Raw genomic sequence first — 14,671 nt, 5'->3', positions numbered from 1 at the left:
TCACCCCGCTTGAATCTCCCAGAATCGACCACATCTAGTGAGGTATCTGGCAGGTTTCTTCATTCAGGATGGTTTCTTAGGTCCGGCCTGCTCAAAAGGAAGGTGACCCATGCGTATCGACCGTTTAACCAGCAAGTTGCAATTAGCCCTATCCGACGCCCAATCGCTGGCTGTCGGCCTCGACCATCCCGGCATCGAGCCGGCGCACTTGATGCAAGCCATGCTTGAACAGCAGGGCGGTTCGATCAAACCTCTGCTGATGCAGGTTGGTTTCGACGTCAACAGCTTGCGTAAAGAGCTGACCAAAGAGCTCGACCAACTACCGAAAATCCAGAATCCGACCGGTGACGTAAACATGTCGCAGGATCTGGCGCGCCTGCTCAATCAGGCCGATCGGTTGGCCCAGCAGAAAGGCGATCAGTTCATTTCCAGCGAGCTGGTGCTGCTCGCCGCAATGGACGAGAACAGCAAGCTCGGCAAATTGCTCCTCGGTCAGGGCGTCAGTAAAAAAGCCCTCGAAAATGCGATTACCAATCTGCGTGGCGGCGAAGCGGTTAATGACGCCAACCACGAAGAGTCGCGCCAGGCGCTGGATAAATACACCGTCGACCTGACCAAGCGTGCCGAAGAAGGCAAGCTTGATCCGGTGATCGGCCGCGACGACGAAATTCGCCGGACCATTCAGGTTCTGCAACGCCGCACCAAGAACAACCCGGTCCTGATCGGTGAGCCTGGCGTGGGTAAAACTGCCATCGCCGAAGGCCTGGCCCAGCGCATCATCAATGGTGAAGTGCCGGACGGCCTTAAAGGCAAGCGCTTGCTGTCCCTGGACATGGGGTCGCTGATCGCGGGCGCCAAGTATCGCGGCGAGTTCGAAGAACGCCTGAAGTCGTTGCTCAATGAGCTGTCGAAGCAGGAAGGGCAGATCATTCTGTTCATCGACGAACTGCACACCATGGTCGGCGCCGGTAAAGGCGAAGGCTCGATGGACGCCGGCAACATGCTCAAGCCGGCACTGGCTCGCGGTGAGTTGCACTGCGTCGGCGCGACCACGCTCAACGAGTACCGCCAATATATAGAGAAGGATGCGGCCCTTGAGCGGCGCTTCCAGAAAGTGTTGGTGGACGAGCCGAGCGAAGAAGACACCATCGCCATTCTGCGTGGCCTGAAAGAGCGTTATGAGGTTCACCACAAAGTGGCGATTACCGACGGCGCGATCATCGCCGCGGCCAAGCTCAGCCACCGTTACATCACCGACCGTCAGTTGCCGGACAAGGCCATTGACCTGATCGACGAGGCTGCCAGCCGCATTCGCATGGAGATCGACTCCAAGCCGGAAGTGCTGGATCGTCTTGAGCGTCGCCTGATTCAGCTGAAGGTCGAATCCCAGGCGCTGAAGAAAGAAAGCGACGACGCGGCGAAGAAACGCCTGGAGAAACTGCAGGAAGAAATCGTTCGTCATGAACGTGAGTATTCGGACCTCGAAGAAATCTGGAACGCGGAAAAAGCTGAAGTCCAGGGCTCTGCGCAGATCCAGCAGAAAATCGAACAGTCCCGTCAGGAACTGGAAACTGCCCGCCGCAAAGGCGACCTTAACCGCATGGCCGAGCTGCAATACGGGGTGATCCCGGACCTGGAGCGCAGCCTGCAAATGGTCGACCAGCATGGCAAAAGCGAAAACCAGTTGCTGCGCAGCAAGGTGACCGAGGAAGAAATCGCCGAAGTCGTGTCGAAGTGGACCGGTATTCCAGTGTCGAAAATGCTCGAAGGCGAGCGCGACAAGTTGATGAAGATGGAAAGCCTGTTGCACCAGCGTGTGATCGGCCAGGACGAAGCGGTGATAGCGGTTTCCAACGCGGTGCGGCGTTCGCGGGCCGGGTTGTCCGACCCGAATCGTCCGAGCGGTTCGTTCATGTTCCTCGGCCCGACCGGTGTTGGTAAAACCGAGCTGTGCAAGGCGCTGGCCGAGTTCCTCTTCGATACTGAAGAGGCGATGGTGCGGATCGACATGTCCGAGTTCATGGAGAAACATTCCGTGGCTCGGCTGATCGGTGCGCCACCAGGCTACGTGGGCTATGAAGAGGGCGGTTACCTGACCGAGGCGGTGCGTCGCAAGCCTTATTCGGTGATCCTGCTGGACGAGGTCGAGAAGGCCCACCCGGACGTCTTCAACATCTTGCTGCAAGTGCTTGAAGATGGCCGTCTGACCGACAGTCATGGTCGCACGGTGGATTTCAAAAACACCGTGATCGTCATGACCTCCAACCTGGGCTCGGTGCAGATCCAGGAACTGGTGGGTGATCGCGAGGCGCAGCGTGCGGCGGTGATGGATGCCATCTCCACACACTTCCGGCCGGAGTTCATCAACCGGGTCGACGAAGTGGTGATCTTCGAGCCATTGGCACGGGATCAGATTGCGGGCATCACCGAGATCCAGCTGGGTCGTCTGCGCAGTCGTCTGACTGAGCGTGAGCTGAAACTGGAACTCAGCCCAGAAGCGATGGATAAGTTGATCGCGGTGGGTTACGACCCGGTGTATGGCGCACGGCCGCTAAAACGTGCGATCCAGCGCTGGATCGAGAACCCGTTGGCACAACTGATTCTGTCCGGTCGGTACATGCCTGGCGACACTGCCAAAGGTGTAGTGGAAAACGACGAAATCGTCTTTGCCTGATCCTTGTGGGCAGCAAAAGTGGAGAGGCCTCGCATTGCGAGGCCTTTTTTTCGTCAGGTTGTTGAACTCAAAGGAAAAGGCTTGTAAAGTGCGCCCCGCAGTAAGTCACCCGGAAGGGTTTCTGCTCCCCAAGCAGGAATCTGAAATAAGTTGCAAATCATTAACTTGAATGCAATTTAGGGGGTTGACAGAGGTGCTTAAGATTGTAGAATAGCGCGCCTCAGACACACGAACGCAGCGATGCGAACGAGTCGAAGAGATGCAATTAGCTTCACCGTTGTAAATTGAAATATGTAGTTCCGTGATAGCTCAGTCGGTAGAGCAAATGACTGTTAATCATTGGGTCCCAGGTTCGAGTCCTGGTCACGGAGCCAATTTCAAACCGGGGTATAGCGCAGTCCGGTAGCGCGCCTGCTTTGGGAGCAGGATGTCAGGAGTTCGAATCCCCTTACCCCGACCATTTTTGGGTCGTTAGCTCAGTTGGTAGAGCAGTTGGCTTTTAACCAATTGGTCGTAGGTTCGAATCCCACACGACCCACCATTTTTGAAACCAGTTAACGCTGGGATCAGATCTTAAGATCAGACGCCAAAAGCTCTGTTCGCAGAAGGCGCCTTTAAAAGGTGCCTTTTTTTTACCGGGGTATAGCGCAGTCCGGTAGCGCGCCTGCTTTGGGAGCAGGATGTCAGGAGTTCGAATCCCCTTACCCCGACCATATTAAAAATCCTCGTATCGAAAGATACGGGGATTTTTTTTGTCTTCGAAAAAACAACACTTCAGTCGTCGTACAACCTGCCGATAACGAGGCTGCGGGGTACTGCCAAATGACGCCCCCAATCCTGACCACTACAAGAAAAGGGCGTTCGTCATGTTGCTTCGTCAGTTGAATATTGCTCCTCGGGCAGCCTTGGGGTTTGCCTTGATCGCCGTGCTGGTGGCCTTGCTCGGCGTTTTCGCCCTGGGGCAGATGTCGAGCATCCGCAGCAGCGAGGTGGCGGTGGAGAAGCAATGGCTGCCGAGTATTCGCGGTGGCGACGAGATTCGCGAAATCATGCTGCGCATCCGCACGATCTCCCTGCGAATGGCGCTGGATCAGGACCCGAAGAACATTGCTCAATACCGCAGCCAGATGGATACCCGGGACAAGGAGCTGAGCGAAAAAATCGCCGCCTATGATCAGTTGGTCAACACCGCCGAAGGCAAGGCTCTGTATGACCAGTTCAAAACCACGTTCGCGGCCTACCGTGCCGGTATCGCCCAATCATTCTCCCTGGCCGAACAAGGGCGCCGTGACGAACTGACCAAATTGTTGCTGGTGGACATGAAAACCGTGGTCGATGGCTCCGGCAAACAGCTCAATGACCTGGCAGACCTGTTTGCCAAACAGGTCGCCGCCGAAAGTCAGAACTCCGCAGCGCACTATGAAACATCGCGAATGATCGTCATCCTGTTCATCGCCCTCGCAGCCCTGGCCACCGTCGGCCTGGCGATGCTACTGACGCGCAGTATCGTCAAGCCTTTGGGCGACGCGTTGAATGCCGCGGAGAACGTCGCCCGAGGCGATCTGACTCGCCCCATCGAAACCCACGGCAATGACGAAGTGAGCCGCTTGCTCAAGGCTCTGGCGACCATGCAACAGAATCTGCGTGAAACCTTGCAAAGTATCAGCGGCTCGGCGGCGCAATTGGCCACGGCGGCCGACGAGTTGAACGCGGTCACCCTCGACAGCACGCAAAACCTGCAGCAGCAGAACAACGAGATCGAACAAGCCGCCACCGCCGTCAATGAAATGACCACGGCGGTGGAGGAGGTCGCGCGCAATGCCGTGTCGACTTCCGATGCCACGCGCCAGTCAAGCGAGTCTGCGCATGCGGGCCAGGAGCGCGTCAGCGAAACGGTGACGGCCATCGGCGCCCTCGCCAGTGATGTGCAAGTTACCGGCGGGTTGGTTCAGTCCCTTGCCAATCAATCCCAGGACATTGGCAAGGTACTGGATGTGATTCGGGCGATTGCCGAGCAAACCAATTTGCTGGCGCTCAACGCGGCGATCGAAGCGGCGCGTGCCGGGGAAAGCGGTCGGGGGTTTGCGGTGGTCGCCGACGAAGTTCGCGCACTGGCTTATCGCACACAGCAGTCGACCCAGGAAATCGAGCAAATGGTCCAAGGCATGCGCAGCGGTTCAACCCAGGCGCTGGATTCGATGCAGGCCAGTTCCTCGCGCGCAGCCGCCACGCTGGCTCTGGCCGAGCGAGCAGGGGAGGCGTTGCAGACGATCACTGCGTCGGTGCACCAGATTCACGAACGCAACCTGGTCATAGCCAGTGCCGCAGAAGAGCAGGCGCAAGTGGCGCGTGAAGTCGATCGCAACCTGGTGAACATCCGTGACCTGTCGGTACGATCCGCCGCCGGGGCAGACCAGACCAACGCTTCAAGTCATGAGCTTTCACGGTTGGCCAACTCGTTGCGCACGATGGTGCAACGCTTCCAGGTGTAAATCCGCCAGACAAAAAAAGCCGCGCCTCTCGGTGGAGAAGCGCGGCCTGGTTTTTGGGCGTTTAGGCGCCGTCTTGGTCTTTCAGGTGCTCGAACAGACCTTTTGGCATTTTCTTGCCGTTGGCTTCGAAGTTGGCTTTCACGTTGTTGTAAGCCTCTTGCTCATCGATGAAGCCGTCATGGTTGGTGTCGATCTTGTCGAAATTGGAGTTCGGCGCGACTTTCTGGAATTCGGCGCGAGAGACTTTGCCGTCGCCATCCGTGTCGGTCTTGGCCATCGACGCATCGCCACACTTGCCTTCACCACATTTGCCTTCAGGGGTTTTCACCACCTGTTCGGCCGAAGCCAGCAGGTAACCCTGAGTCAGAGGCTGCGAAGCGAAAACCGAGCCGGTCAACATCATGCCACCGGCCAAGACGGCGCCGAGCAGACCAATAGTGTTTTTGGTGGTACGGGACATTTCAACTCTCCTGGGTTGCACGACACAACCGTTCGATAAAGGACGCCACGTCAGGCGGCGATAACCGTAGCTGGCTGGGTTGCCTTGCTCGGATGTGGTCATTTAACGGGCGGGGTGTATCGGTACTGTGTCGCGCAAGGGAGGAGTTTGTAAGCGAAGGGTCGAAAACGCGGGGGGAGATACAGTGAGACACAGATCTGTAAATCAATAGAGACCAACTGTAGGAGTGAGCCTGCTCGCGATTGGCACTAACATTCAACAGATAGGCTGAATGTCACTGCGCTATCGCGAGCAGGCTCGCTCCCACACTGGACCGAGTTAGTGCAGCTTCAGTCGCGGCTCTGTCCCACGCCCGATCTTGCTGCCCAGCATCAGCATCGCCGTACGAAACGCGCCATACAGCGCCATCTGGTGCATGCGGTACAGCGACACGTAAAACATCCGTGCCAGCCAACCTTCCAGCATCACGCTGCCGGTCAGGTTACCCATCAAGTTACCCACAGCCGAAAAACGTGACAGCGAGATCAGCGAGCCGTAGTCGGTGTATTTGTATTCCGGCAATGCCTTGCCTTCGATCCGCAGCTTCAGCGATTTGGCCAGCAACGAAGCTTGCTGATGCGCAGCCTGGGCACGGGGCGGCACGTTGCGATCGCTGCCCGGTTGCGGGCAGGCCGCGCAGTCACCGAAGGCGAAGATGTTCTCGTCGCGGGTGGTTTGCAGGGTCTGCAGCACTTGCAGCTGATTGATGCGGTTGGTTTCCAGGCCATCGATGTCCTTGAGGAAACCCGGTGCGCGAATCCCGGCGGCCCAGACTTTCAGGCTGGCGTTGATCACTTTGCCATCGGCGGTGATCAGGCTGTCGGCCGTGACTTCGCTGACCGCTGCATTGGTCATGACGTTGACCCCGAGTTTCTCCAGGGTTTTATGCACCGGCCCGCCGATGCGTTCCGGCAGGGCTGGCAATACCCGAGGCCCGGCTTCGATCAGGGTAATGTGCATGTTTTCCGGTTTGATCCGGTCGAGCCCGTAAGCCGCCAGTTCATGCGCGGCGTTGTGCAGTTCGGCGGCCAGTTCGACGCCGGTGGCACCCGCGCCGACGATGGCGACGCTGATCTGCTCGACCTTGTCGGTTTGCCCGGCATGGGCACGCAGATAGTGGTTGAGCAATTGCTGGTGGAAGCGCTCGGCCTGCTTGCGGGTATCGAGGAACAGGCAATGTTGCGCTGCGCCCTGAGTCCCGAAATCATTGGTGGTGCTGCCGACGGCTATCACCAGCGAGTCGTAACCCAGTTCACGGGCCGGGACCAGCTCCACACCGGCTTCGTCGTAGGTGGCGGCCAACTGGATTTTCTTCTGTTCGCGATCAAGCCCGCTCATGCGCCCCAGCTGGAACTCGAAGTGGTTCCATTTGGCTTGGGCAACATAGTTGAGTTCGTCTTCGGAAGAGTTCAGCGACCCGGCCGCCACTTCGTGCAACAGCGGCTTCCAGATGTGCGTCAGGTTCGCGTCGACCAGCATCACACTGGCCGTGCCACGCTTGCCCAGAGTCTTACCCAGACGGGTAGCCAACTCCAGACCGCCGGCGCCGCCGCCAACGATGACAATACGATGAGTCATGGGGATATCTCGCAAGGCTAAAGGAAATCGGTGCAGTTACCCTCGCGAGCGCAATGCGGCTCATAGCGCCAGGTAACCGATAAGTCGGCTCAACAGGCCCAAACCAATGGTCACTGCCAGCACCAGCACCAGGAGCATCCACGGCCGGAAAGGCCGGCGCTCGACTCGGTGCTGGGACAGGTGCAGGTACTCTTCGACATGCTTCTGGTCGTCGGGGTTCAGGCGGCTGGTCATAAAGGCCTCGTCAGGTAGACGTTGCTGAATGTGTGGAAGCTACAGGCTGATTTAACGAACGTTGAACGGAGCATAGCCGCTGTCCGGAACAGGCTCGACGCTCACCGTGTCGTCCAGGCGAATGATTCCACTTTGTAACACTCGAGCGGTGATTCCGCCATGTCCGCGAACTGCCTGAAAAGTCCCCGGCCCGAGGTTGTTTTGCAAGCGTGCGCAAGGCTGGCACCAACCGGTGGTTTCGAAAATCGCCTGGCCGATTTTGAAGCGTCGGCCCTTGAGGCTGAACAGGTTGATACCGCTGACAACCAGGTTGCGCCGCAAATCATTCGGTAACACCGGTTGATCGTCCGGGCGGCCCATCAGCGAACTGATCACCGCCAGATGCTCCCACTGAATCAGCGTCACCTGCCGCGCATTGCGTACGCCGGGCCGTGCGCGATCACCGGTCAGGCCAGCCTCAAGTCGCGCTTCCACGGCTTCCAGTTCGATCATCGGTACGTGAGGTTCCGGGCGTACGCCGATCCAGCGTACGCGGCCGATCTGCGGGACTTGCGCGATCAGTTCCTGCAATGGGCTCACAGGCTGATCCCGACATCGAAAACAATGCTGCGACCAAGGTTGCTGCGCAGGAAATCCGGCGCGTCCGGATGGGCGAAGAGCACCCGGGCGAATGTCGGACCGACCAGCGACAACGAACGCCAGCCTTGGCGCAGGTATTCGGTGGGCGGCGGGAAATGGCTGTTCAGATCCAGCACTTCGCGCTTGAGGCTGGCGAACGCGATGATGTCCAGTTCCCCCAGGTCCATGCCGCGTTCTTTGTAGTTGTGCGCTTTTTTACGCAAGGTCGGCGCCAGTCTGAGCAAGAATTCATTGGCTGGAATGCGCCGGGGCTTGGCCTCGCGCCGGACCAACTGACTGAGGGAAAACGCGCTGCGTCGACGTTGCAGCTCGTCGCGCCATTCATCGTTGAGGCGCCGGCCTTCATCGAGTACGAAGAACACCTCGAAATTGGCGTCGCGAAACAGTACGTCCGGCGGTTCCCCGGCGGGTGCGAATTCGTCGGCGCGATAGGGAATGTTCAGGCCTTGCAACAGGCGCTGGCAGACCCAACGCTCACGCTCCCATTTGCGGGCATTGGACAGAAAGGCGTTGGCTTGCTCGGCCGCGATGGTCAGCAGGCGTAAATAATCTGAGTCATCCATAGGCCCAAGCTTAGCGTTCAAATGTGACCCTAAGGAATAAAGTCAGTGGCGAAAGAAAAAAAGTCTGCCGGGATTTCGCGTGCTTTTGCGCGAACGCTTGCCATTCGCTATGCAGTGCGCTGTGAGTCGCTACGCTGGAATTATTGATTTTTATCAATGGATTTCCGCATGACTGAGGACACGATTCCAACTAAGCAATGATGCAATTTAATAGTTTGCTCATCTGCAGCTAACTCACAAAGCCAAGGATGACCCGGCTCATCATTTTTGTATTTTCGGAGCATCTTCAATGAAGATTTTTATTGAAAAGGACCCCGCATTGAATCGCTGGTGGGTTCACATGGATGTGTGGGTCGTAAGTTTTCGCAGTCTTGATGGTGCTGAATCTTTTGTCGAACGATTGAACTCGCGAATCAATGCGCCGCATGCCCTGTATATGATTGGAGATTATTCTCTGTTAGCAAAGAAAGATCTGAAACAGTCCAGCCCAGAATCAACACGATGTACTCCGCCCCTTAAGCAATGCTCTCACGCGTGATACTCAACTCTTCTCGAGGGAGTGAAGAAAAGAAACGCGCTGCCCCAGTTATGTCTATAGCTAATGTTGTCAGTTATCGATTCAAGGTTTTGAGACGGCCAGCTTGTTAACTTTCCTTAGCGTATCGCCGGACGCGAGGGTCAATCCGTTGAGCAGATCAAGGAGTTTCCGATGGCCGACTCAAGCAAAAAAATGAGCCTCATGGGGCTCACCACACTGGTGACGGTGAACATGATGGGCTCGGGCATCATCATGTTGCCAACGAGCATGGCCCAGCTCGGGGCGGTTTCGCTTCTGTCGTGGATCGTTACCGCCATCGGTTCCATGGCCATCGCCTACTGTTTTTCCCAGTGCGGAATCTACTGTCCGCGCTCCGGCGGGTTGTCAGCCTACACCGAAGAAGCCCATGCCAAATCGGGGTTCTTCCTTTGCTCGTACCTGTACTTTCTCTCGCTGGCCATCGCCAACGTCGCGGTCGCTATCTCCGCAGTCGGGTACATGACATCGTTCGTGCCTTGGCTGGGTAGCGGTGCCATCCCGTTGTTCATCGGTACGGTCGGCCTGCTTTGGCTGACCACCGTGGCGAATTTTGGCGGCCCCGGCATCACCGGCAAGATTGGCGCGATTACCGTGTGGGGGGTGATCATCCCGGTGGCCGGCTTGAGCATCATCGGCTGGTTCTGGTTCAAGCCCGAACTGCTGATTGCCGCCTGGAACCCGAACAACCTGCCCATCTCCGAAGCCATCGGAAAGGCAATTCCCCTGACCCTGTGGGCATTCCTTGGCATGGAGTCAGCGGCGCAAGCGTCCGATGCCGTGGAAGATCCCAAACGCACCGTGCCGCTGGCCTGTCTGTTCGGCACGCTGGGTGCGGCAGTCATCTATGTGCTGTCGACGACGGTCATTCAGGGTGTCATTCCAAACGCCGAGCTGGCCAACTCGACGGCACCGTTTGCGCTTGTCTACGCGCACATGTTCAATCCGGCGGTCGGTCACATCATCATGGCGTTGGCGGTGATGGCCTGTGTGGGGTCGTTGCTGGGGTGGCAGTTCACCTTGGCACAAACAGCCAAAATGACGGCTGACCAAGGCATGTTCCCCAAACTCTTCAGCAGAGTGACCTCCCTCGATGCCCCCATCGTCGGCATGCTCGTCTGCGGTGTGCTTCAAACGCTGATGGCGTTGTCGACCATCTCGCCCAATGCCAGTGCCCAGTTCGGAAAACTCGTCAGCCTCGCAGCGGTGACCAACCTGATCCCCTACGTGACGGCGGCTACCGGGTTGCTGGTCATGATGTACAAGGCCCGCGTCAGCGCGGGGGTCTTCATGCGCAACACCACGCTCTTGCTGATCGCCGTGGCCTATTCTCTGTACGCCCTGTTTGCCTGCGGTAGAGACGCGGTATTCGGCGGTGCCCTGGTCCTTGTGTTCGGGTACTTGCTGTACGGCTTCCTCGCCAAGCGCTCTGTCGAGGCGCCTTCAACCGTTCAAGCCAGGATCGATAATCCTTAGTCGTTGTGTTCAGTCATGCACAGTCATCTGAATTCGGGTAACCGGGACATGAACGTAAAACTGATAAAAACCATCCACCTCTTCTTCGTCGGCTTGCTTGGGCTGATGCCGTTGATGGCCGGTGCCAATACCCTTGAACGGGTGCGGGCGAGCAACACCTTCACCCTCGGTTACTTGCCTGACTTCGCACCTTTCAGCATCCAGGCAGGCGATAAAGCTACGGGTTATGCCATCGATCTTTGTTTGAAAATTGCAGATAAGGTCAAGGCCGATTTGGGTTTGCAGGGGCTGCAAGTACGTTATCAGGCTGTCACTGACTCAGAGAAGATGAGTGCCGTCAGTTCAGGCAAAGTTGACATCCTTTGCACACCGACGCCGCCCACCCTGCAAGAGCGCAAAATCGTAAGCTTCTCGGTGCCTGTCTACACCGCCGGCCTCTCTGCCGTGGTGCGCGAGGATGCGTCGGAGCCGTTAATGAATGTGCTCAACGGCAAAGTCGCTCATACCGGGCCGACCTGGCGCGCAACGGTCAATCGTGGGCTGTCCAACCAAACCTACGCGACGATAGCTGGAGGAGTCACTGAAGCGTGGATTCGTCAGCAAATGCAATTGCTCGGTGTGGTGGCAACACTCGTCACGGTTCAGAACGCTGACGCCGGTATGAAGTTGGTCGTCGAGGGTAAAGCCGATGCGTTCTTTGCTGAACGCATGGTGCTCAAAAACCTCCTGTCCACCCATTACGCCGCCGCGAATCTGAAGTTGCTGGATCGCATTTTCGAGTACGCGCCGACGTCAATGGCGGTGGATCGCAACGATGAAAACTTCCGCTTGCTGGTCGACACTGCGCTGAGTGAAATGTACCGCTCGGGCGAAATCGAACAGGCCTATGACAAATACTTGGGCGGCATCGGCGATCTGGGCAAGAAACTGTTCAAGGTTTATGCGCTTCCGTAGTCGTTTAATTAGCGGGCGCGGTGATTGGATCGCCGTCATTAGTCTTCTTCTCTAAGCGCTTTGATGCGCCCCGATTTTTCGGCGGTGATCAGTGACGCATGGTCTTTCGCATTTTGATCCGCATAGCTCATGGCAAATTTTCCAATGGCCAGGTCGAAGGTGTCCGATTTTCCCAAATAGCCGCTAATGAGGGCTGAATCACCGGATTTTGCATGGGCGCGGGCCAGGGTGAGGCCGCACAACTCGGCGTATAACGTCATTTGTTCAACCGATGCGCCCTCGATAGGGGCCGACATTTTCATGTCCCTCAACTGGCGCACGAAAAAATGCCGGCCACTTTTTCCCTGCGCCCAGCCCAGGAAAATATCGCTGGCAGACTGCATTAGCCGTTGCCCGGTAACAACACGCTGACCTTGATTCTCGAAGTCGCTTTTGCCTGCGAAGGGGGCCAATACCGAAGGACTGGCTTCTTTGAATTGCAGAAGCAGCGGGTGGTTTTCTGCGGAAAAAAACAGTCCGACAAAACAGTGGGTGCCGACGCTGCCGATCCCGACGGCCTTGACGACAAAGTCTTCGAGTCGGTAACGATCCAGGAGCACGCGCCGTTCGAGGGGTAGCGATAATCGATAGTCCTGCAGCGTCAGCCGCACACGCTGTTCGAAGTCATGTTCATACACATGAAACAGTATCGGTGGCTGATCGACCAACCGCCGACGCCCTGCCACTTCGTTGCTGATGGTCGGATAAAGGTAATCGCCGATGCGTACTTTTGCTTTGGCGATCAGCTGTTCTCTATTTTTTCTGATTTTGTCATTGGGGGCCATGTCGATGATCATTTGAGCATCGAGGCGGTCATACCAGACCTCCAGCGGACTCATCTTCGACAGTTTGCGCAGGCGCCTGCGGTAAGCACTGACACACTCGATCGCGATTGCCTGGGCATCTTTGTCACTGATCTGGAGATCGCGGGCAGCCACGGCAAAACTGATCGCCAAGCGTTTGATATCCCACTCCCAAGGCGCAGGAAGCGTTTCGTCGAAATCGTTGATATCAAAAATCAGATTACGTTCGGGAGTTGCGAACAGTCCAAAGTTCAAGAGATGGCAATCTCCGCAGGCTTGTACCCGAACGCCCGTGGTTGGAGTCGTCGCCAGGTCATACGCCATGACCCCCGCAGAGCCGCGCAGAAAGGTGAATGGGCTGCGTAGCATGCGCCCGAAGCGCACAGGAATCAGGCTGGGCAATCGATATCGGTTCGACGTTTCCAGAATATCAATGGGGTCGCGGTGTTTGCGTGTCGGCTTCCAGACTGCGTGAAGCGCATGTGGACAGGTCCTGGATAAACGCTCGCCCGCTTCAAGGCGTTCCTTGCGCGAGCGGAAAAACACCTCGTCGTCCCACATTCCCTTGACGTTCTCTACCGCACCTTTGGCAGAACCCTTTTGGTTGTGAGACATATCCGCTCCTTTGCTCAACGAAGTCGAATGCGTTCGGGCATTTTTCAGTCAGGCCACGGGTTCAATAAGCTCATCAAGCGATTTACCTGTTGTCTGATCATGGTTTCTGTTGCGCTGCGGTTGCTGTCAGGCTGTCCGCCTGACTCACCCAGCCTCCGCCGGTTGCCTTGTACAGATCAATCATGTTGGTGAACACAGAGCCCCGGGTGCGGGTGTAGTTCAACTCGGCGTCAAACAGGCTGCGTTCGGCGTCCAGCACTTCGATGTAGCTGGTGTAGCCGTTGTCATAGCGCTGCCGTGCGAAATGGGCGTAAGTGCGCAGCGCGTCGACCTGCCTTGCCTGGTAAGTCATCTGCTCTCTGGATTTGCTCGACGCGACCAGGGCATTTTCAACGTCCCTGAACGCCGATTGAATTGCCTGCTGGTACGTCAGCAGCGTTTGTTGTTGGAAGGCTTCAGCTTGTTTCACCTGCCCGGCGATGCCGCCGGCAGTGAAGATTGGCATGCTTGCGGCCACACCGTATGACCAGGTTGAAGCGGGCCCGGTGAACAGGTTCGACAGTTGGTTGCTGGCAGACCCTAATAACCCGGTCAGGGAAATAGTCGGGAAGTACTGGGCCTTGGCCGCGCCGATCTGGGCATTTGCCGAGATAAGATTCAGCTCTGCCTGACGCAAATCGGGTCGCCGCTCAAGCAGGTCCGACGGTAAGCCGGCAGGCACTGATGGCAGATTCAGTTGGGTCAGGTCGCGCCCGCGAATGATCGGCCCGGGGTTGCGCCCCAGTAGTACGGCCAAGGCGTTTTCCTGTTGCGCGACCAAGGGTTCGAATTGCGCAACCGAGGCCAGGGTTCGCTCGTACTCGGATTGGTTTTGTGCCAGTTCCATTTCAGAAATGGTGCCGGCACCAAAGCGTAGTTTGAATATTTCATAAGAATCGCCGCGCACCTTGGCGGTCGTGCGGGCGATTTCCAGCTCCCGGTCGAGATCGCGCAGCGTCACGTAACTCGATGCTACCGACGCCACCAGGCTCAAGATAACGCTTCGACGGCCTTCTTCCGAAGCGAGCAGATCGGCACGGGCGGATTCGTCGAGGCGACGCAAACGGCCCCAGATATCCAGTTCCCAGTTCACGCTGAGAATGGCCTGGTAGTTGTTGAACACCGGATCCACCGTTGGGTCCAGCGGCACCGGGCCGTTGTCCCGCTGCGAGCGGCTTCGTTGCGCCTGGGTACCCAGCCCGACTTGTGGAAACAACAGTGAACGGGTTTGCCCGTAACGGCCCTGGAACTCTTCCACCCGCGCGGCGGCAATCTTGATGTCTTTGTTTTCTTGCAACGCGATGCGGATCAGGTCATTCAGGACGGGGTCCTGGAACTGCTCCCACCACAACGTGTTCGACAGGTTCTTTGCTTCCTTGTCCGCGTAGCGGTAGGCCGCGGGGGTGTCGATTTTCGGGGGCTTATAGTCAGGCCCCACCATGCAACCCGCCAGGCACAGATACAGCAGCAGAGGGACGGTGGGCTTGCGCAT

Annotated in this window: 11 protein-coding genes, 4 tRNA genes and 1 pseudogene; 9 read left to right on the top strand and 7 right to left on the bottom strand. The window is 57.3% G+C overall.

The annotated features are described in order from the left end of the window. Positions 1-109 precede the first annotated feature (109 nt). From clpB to ACM6I0_RS26335, 7 genes and pseudogenes are all read left to right on the top strand, one after another. Positions 110-2,674, top strand: coding sequence for an ATP-dependent chaperone ClpB (clpB, locus tag ACM6I0_RS26365; protein WP_222588503.1), 2,565 nt, complete (start codon positions 110-112; stop codon positions 2,672-2,674). Between the two features lie 298 nt (positions 2,675-2,972). Continuing rightward, a tRNA-Asn gene (locus tag ACM6I0_RS26360) sits at positions 2,973-3,048 on the top strand. 9 nt (positions 3,049-3,057) lie between these two features. Further along, a tRNA-Pro gene (locus tag ACM6I0_RS26355) sits at positions 3,058-3,134 on the top strand. Between the two features lie 5 nt (positions 3,135-3,139). Further along, positions 3,140-3,215: transfer RNA gene (locus ACM6I0_RS26350), tRNA-Lys, on the top strand. A gap of 95 nt (positions 3,216-3,310) precedes the next feature. Continuing rightward, positions 3,311-3,387, top strand: a tRNA-Pro gene (locus ACM6I0_RS26345). 153 nt (positions 3,388-3,540) lie between these two features. Then, positions 3,541-4,311, top strand: a pseudogene (locus ACM6I0_RS26340) (MCP four helix bundle domain-containing protein); the annotation flags it as partial. Further along, on the top strand, positions 4,303-5,166 hold the full coding sequence (locus tag ACM6I0_RS26335) for a methyl-accepting chemotaxis protein (protein WP_414923748.1): 864 nt from the start codon (positions 4,303-4,305) through the stop codon (positions 5,164-5,166). The pseudogene ACM6I0_RS26340 and the gene ACM6I0_RS26335, both read left to right, overlap by 9 nt. A gap of 61 nt (positions 5,167-5,227) precedes the next feature. Here ACM6I0_RS26335 and ACM6I0_RS26330 read toward each other — a convergent pair whose 3' ends face one another. The 5 genes from ACM6I0_RS26330 to ACM6I0_RS26310 form a co-directional block, all read right to left on the bottom strand. Continuing rightward, positions 5,228-5,626 carry an EF-hand domain-containing protein gene (locus tag ACM6I0_RS26330; protein WP_285432562.1) on the bottom strand — a complete coding sequence of 133 codons (399 nt, stop codon included), beginning with the start codon at positions 5,624-5,626 and terminating at the stop codon, positions 5,228-5,230. A gap of 318 nt (positions 5,627-5,944) precedes the next feature. After that, entirely contained in the window at positions 5,945-7,243 is a 1,299-nt protein-coding gene (locus ACM6I0_RS26325; RefSeq protein WP_090179815.1) for an NAD(P)/FAD-dependent oxidoreductase, read from the bottom strand. A 60-nt stretch (positions 7,244-7,303) separates the two neighbouring features. Continuing rightward, entirely contained in the window at positions 7,304-7,477 is a 174-nt protein-coding gene (locus ACM6I0_RS26320; protein WP_090179818.1) for a DUF3094 family protein, read from the bottom strand. Positions 7,478-7,528: 51 nt separating this feature from the next. Further along, positions 7,529-8,056 (bottom strand): MOSC domain-containing protein, encoded by a 528-nt coding sequence (locus ACM6I0_RS26315; protein WP_414923643.1) that lies wholly within the window; start codon positions 8,054-8,056, stop codon positions 7,529-7,531. Next, positions 8,053-8,679 (bottom strand): DUF1780 domain-containing protein, encoded by a 627-nt coding sequence (locus tag ACM6I0_RS26310; protein WP_003228301.1) that lies wholly within the window; start codon positions 8,677-8,679, stop codon positions 8,053-8,055. The genes ACM6I0_RS26315 and ACM6I0_RS26310 overlap by 4 nt, the downstream gene beginning before the upstream one ends. A 709-nt stretch (positions 8,680-9,388) precedes the next feature. On the opposite strand from ACM6I0_RS26310, the gene potE reads away from it, so the two are divergent. Next, on the top strand, positions 9,389-10,729 hold the full coding sequence (gene potE / locus ACM6I0_RS26305) for a putrescine-ornithine antiporter (RefSeq protein WP_414923642.1): 1,341 nt from the start codon (positions 9,389-9,391) through the stop codon (positions 10,727-10,729). A 48-nt stretch (positions 10,730-10,777) separates the two neighbouring features. Then, positions 10,778-11,683 carry an amino acid ABC transporter substrate-binding protein gene (locus ACM6I0_RS26300; protein ID WP_414923641.1) on the top strand — a complete coding sequence of 302 codons (906 nt, stop codon included), beginning with the start codon at positions 10,778-10,780 and terminating at the stop codon, positions 11,681-11,683. Positions 11,684-11,721: 38 nt separating this feature from the next. Here ACM6I0_RS26300 and ACM6I0_RS26295 read toward each other — a convergent pair whose 3' ends face one another. Together ACM6I0_RS26295 and ACM6I0_RS26290 are read right to left on the bottom strand one after the other, a co-directional pair. Then, positions 11,722-12,894, bottom strand: coding sequence for a DUF2252 domain-containing protein (locus ACM6I0_RS26295; protein ID WP_414923747.1), 1,173 nt, complete (start codon positions 12,892-12,894; stop codon positions 11,722-11,724). A 343-nt stretch (positions 12,895-13,237) separates the two neighbouring features. Further along, positions 13,238-14,671, bottom strand: a complete 1,434-nt coding sequence (locus ACM6I0_RS26290) for an efflux transporter outer membrane subunit (RefSeq protein WP_285432567.1) — start codon at positions 14,669-14,671, stop codon at positions 13,238-13,240.

The sequence above is a fragment of the Pseudomonas sp. IT-P294 genome (assembly GCF_949767865.1).
Lineage (GTDB): Bacteria > Pseudomonadota > Gammaproteobacteria > Pseudomonadales > Pseudomonadaceae > Aquipseudomonas.
The sequence above is the reverse complement of the archived record's forward strand: the minus strand, read 5'-3'. Positions and strand labels throughout refer to the sequence as shown.

Excerpts from the sequence above, each read along its gene's own strand:
- clpB (WP_222588503.1), top strand. The coding sequence starts at position 110 with ATGCGTATCGACCGTTTAACCAGCAAGTTGCAATTAGCCCTATCCGAC.
- ACM6I0_RS26295 (WP_414923747.1), bottom strand. The coding sequence starts at position 12,894 with ATGCTACGCAGCCCATTCACCTTTCTGCGCGGCTCTGCGGGGGTCATG.
- ACM6I0_RS26325 (WP_090179815.1), bottom strand. The coding sequence starts at position 7,243 with ATGACTCATCGTATTGTCATCGTTGGCGGCGGCGCCGGCGGTCTGGAG.
- ACM6I0_RS26330 (WP_285432562.1), bottom strand. The coding sequence starts at position 5,626 with ATGTCCCGTACCACCAAAAACACTATTGGTCTGCTCGGCGCCGTCTTG.
- ACM6I0_RS26290 (WP_285432567.1), bottom strand. The coding sequence starts at position 14,671 with ATGCGCAAGCCCACCGTCCCTCTGCTGCTGTATCTGTGCCTGGCGGGT.
- potE (WP_414923642.1), top strand. The coding sequence starts at position 9,389 with ATGGCCGACTCAAGCAAAAAAATGAGCCTCATGGGGCTCACCACACTG.
- ACM6I0_RS26300 (WP_414923641.1), top strand. The coding sequence starts at position 10,778 with ATGAACGTAAAACTGATAAAAACCATCCACCTCTTCTTCGTCGGCTTG.
- ACM6I0_RS26310 (WP_003228301.1), bottom strand. The coding sequence starts at position 8,679 with ATGGATGACTCAGATTATTTACGCCTGCTGACCATCGCGGCCGAGCAA.
- ACM6I0_RS26335 (WP_414923748.1), top strand. The coding sequence starts at position 4,303 with ATGCAACAGAATCTGCGTGAAACCTTGCAAAGTATCAGCGGCTCGGCG.
- ACM6I0_RS26320 (WP_090179818.1), bottom strand. The coding sequence starts at position 7,477 with ATGACCAGCCGCCTGAACCCCGACGACCAGAAGCATGTCGAAGAGTAC.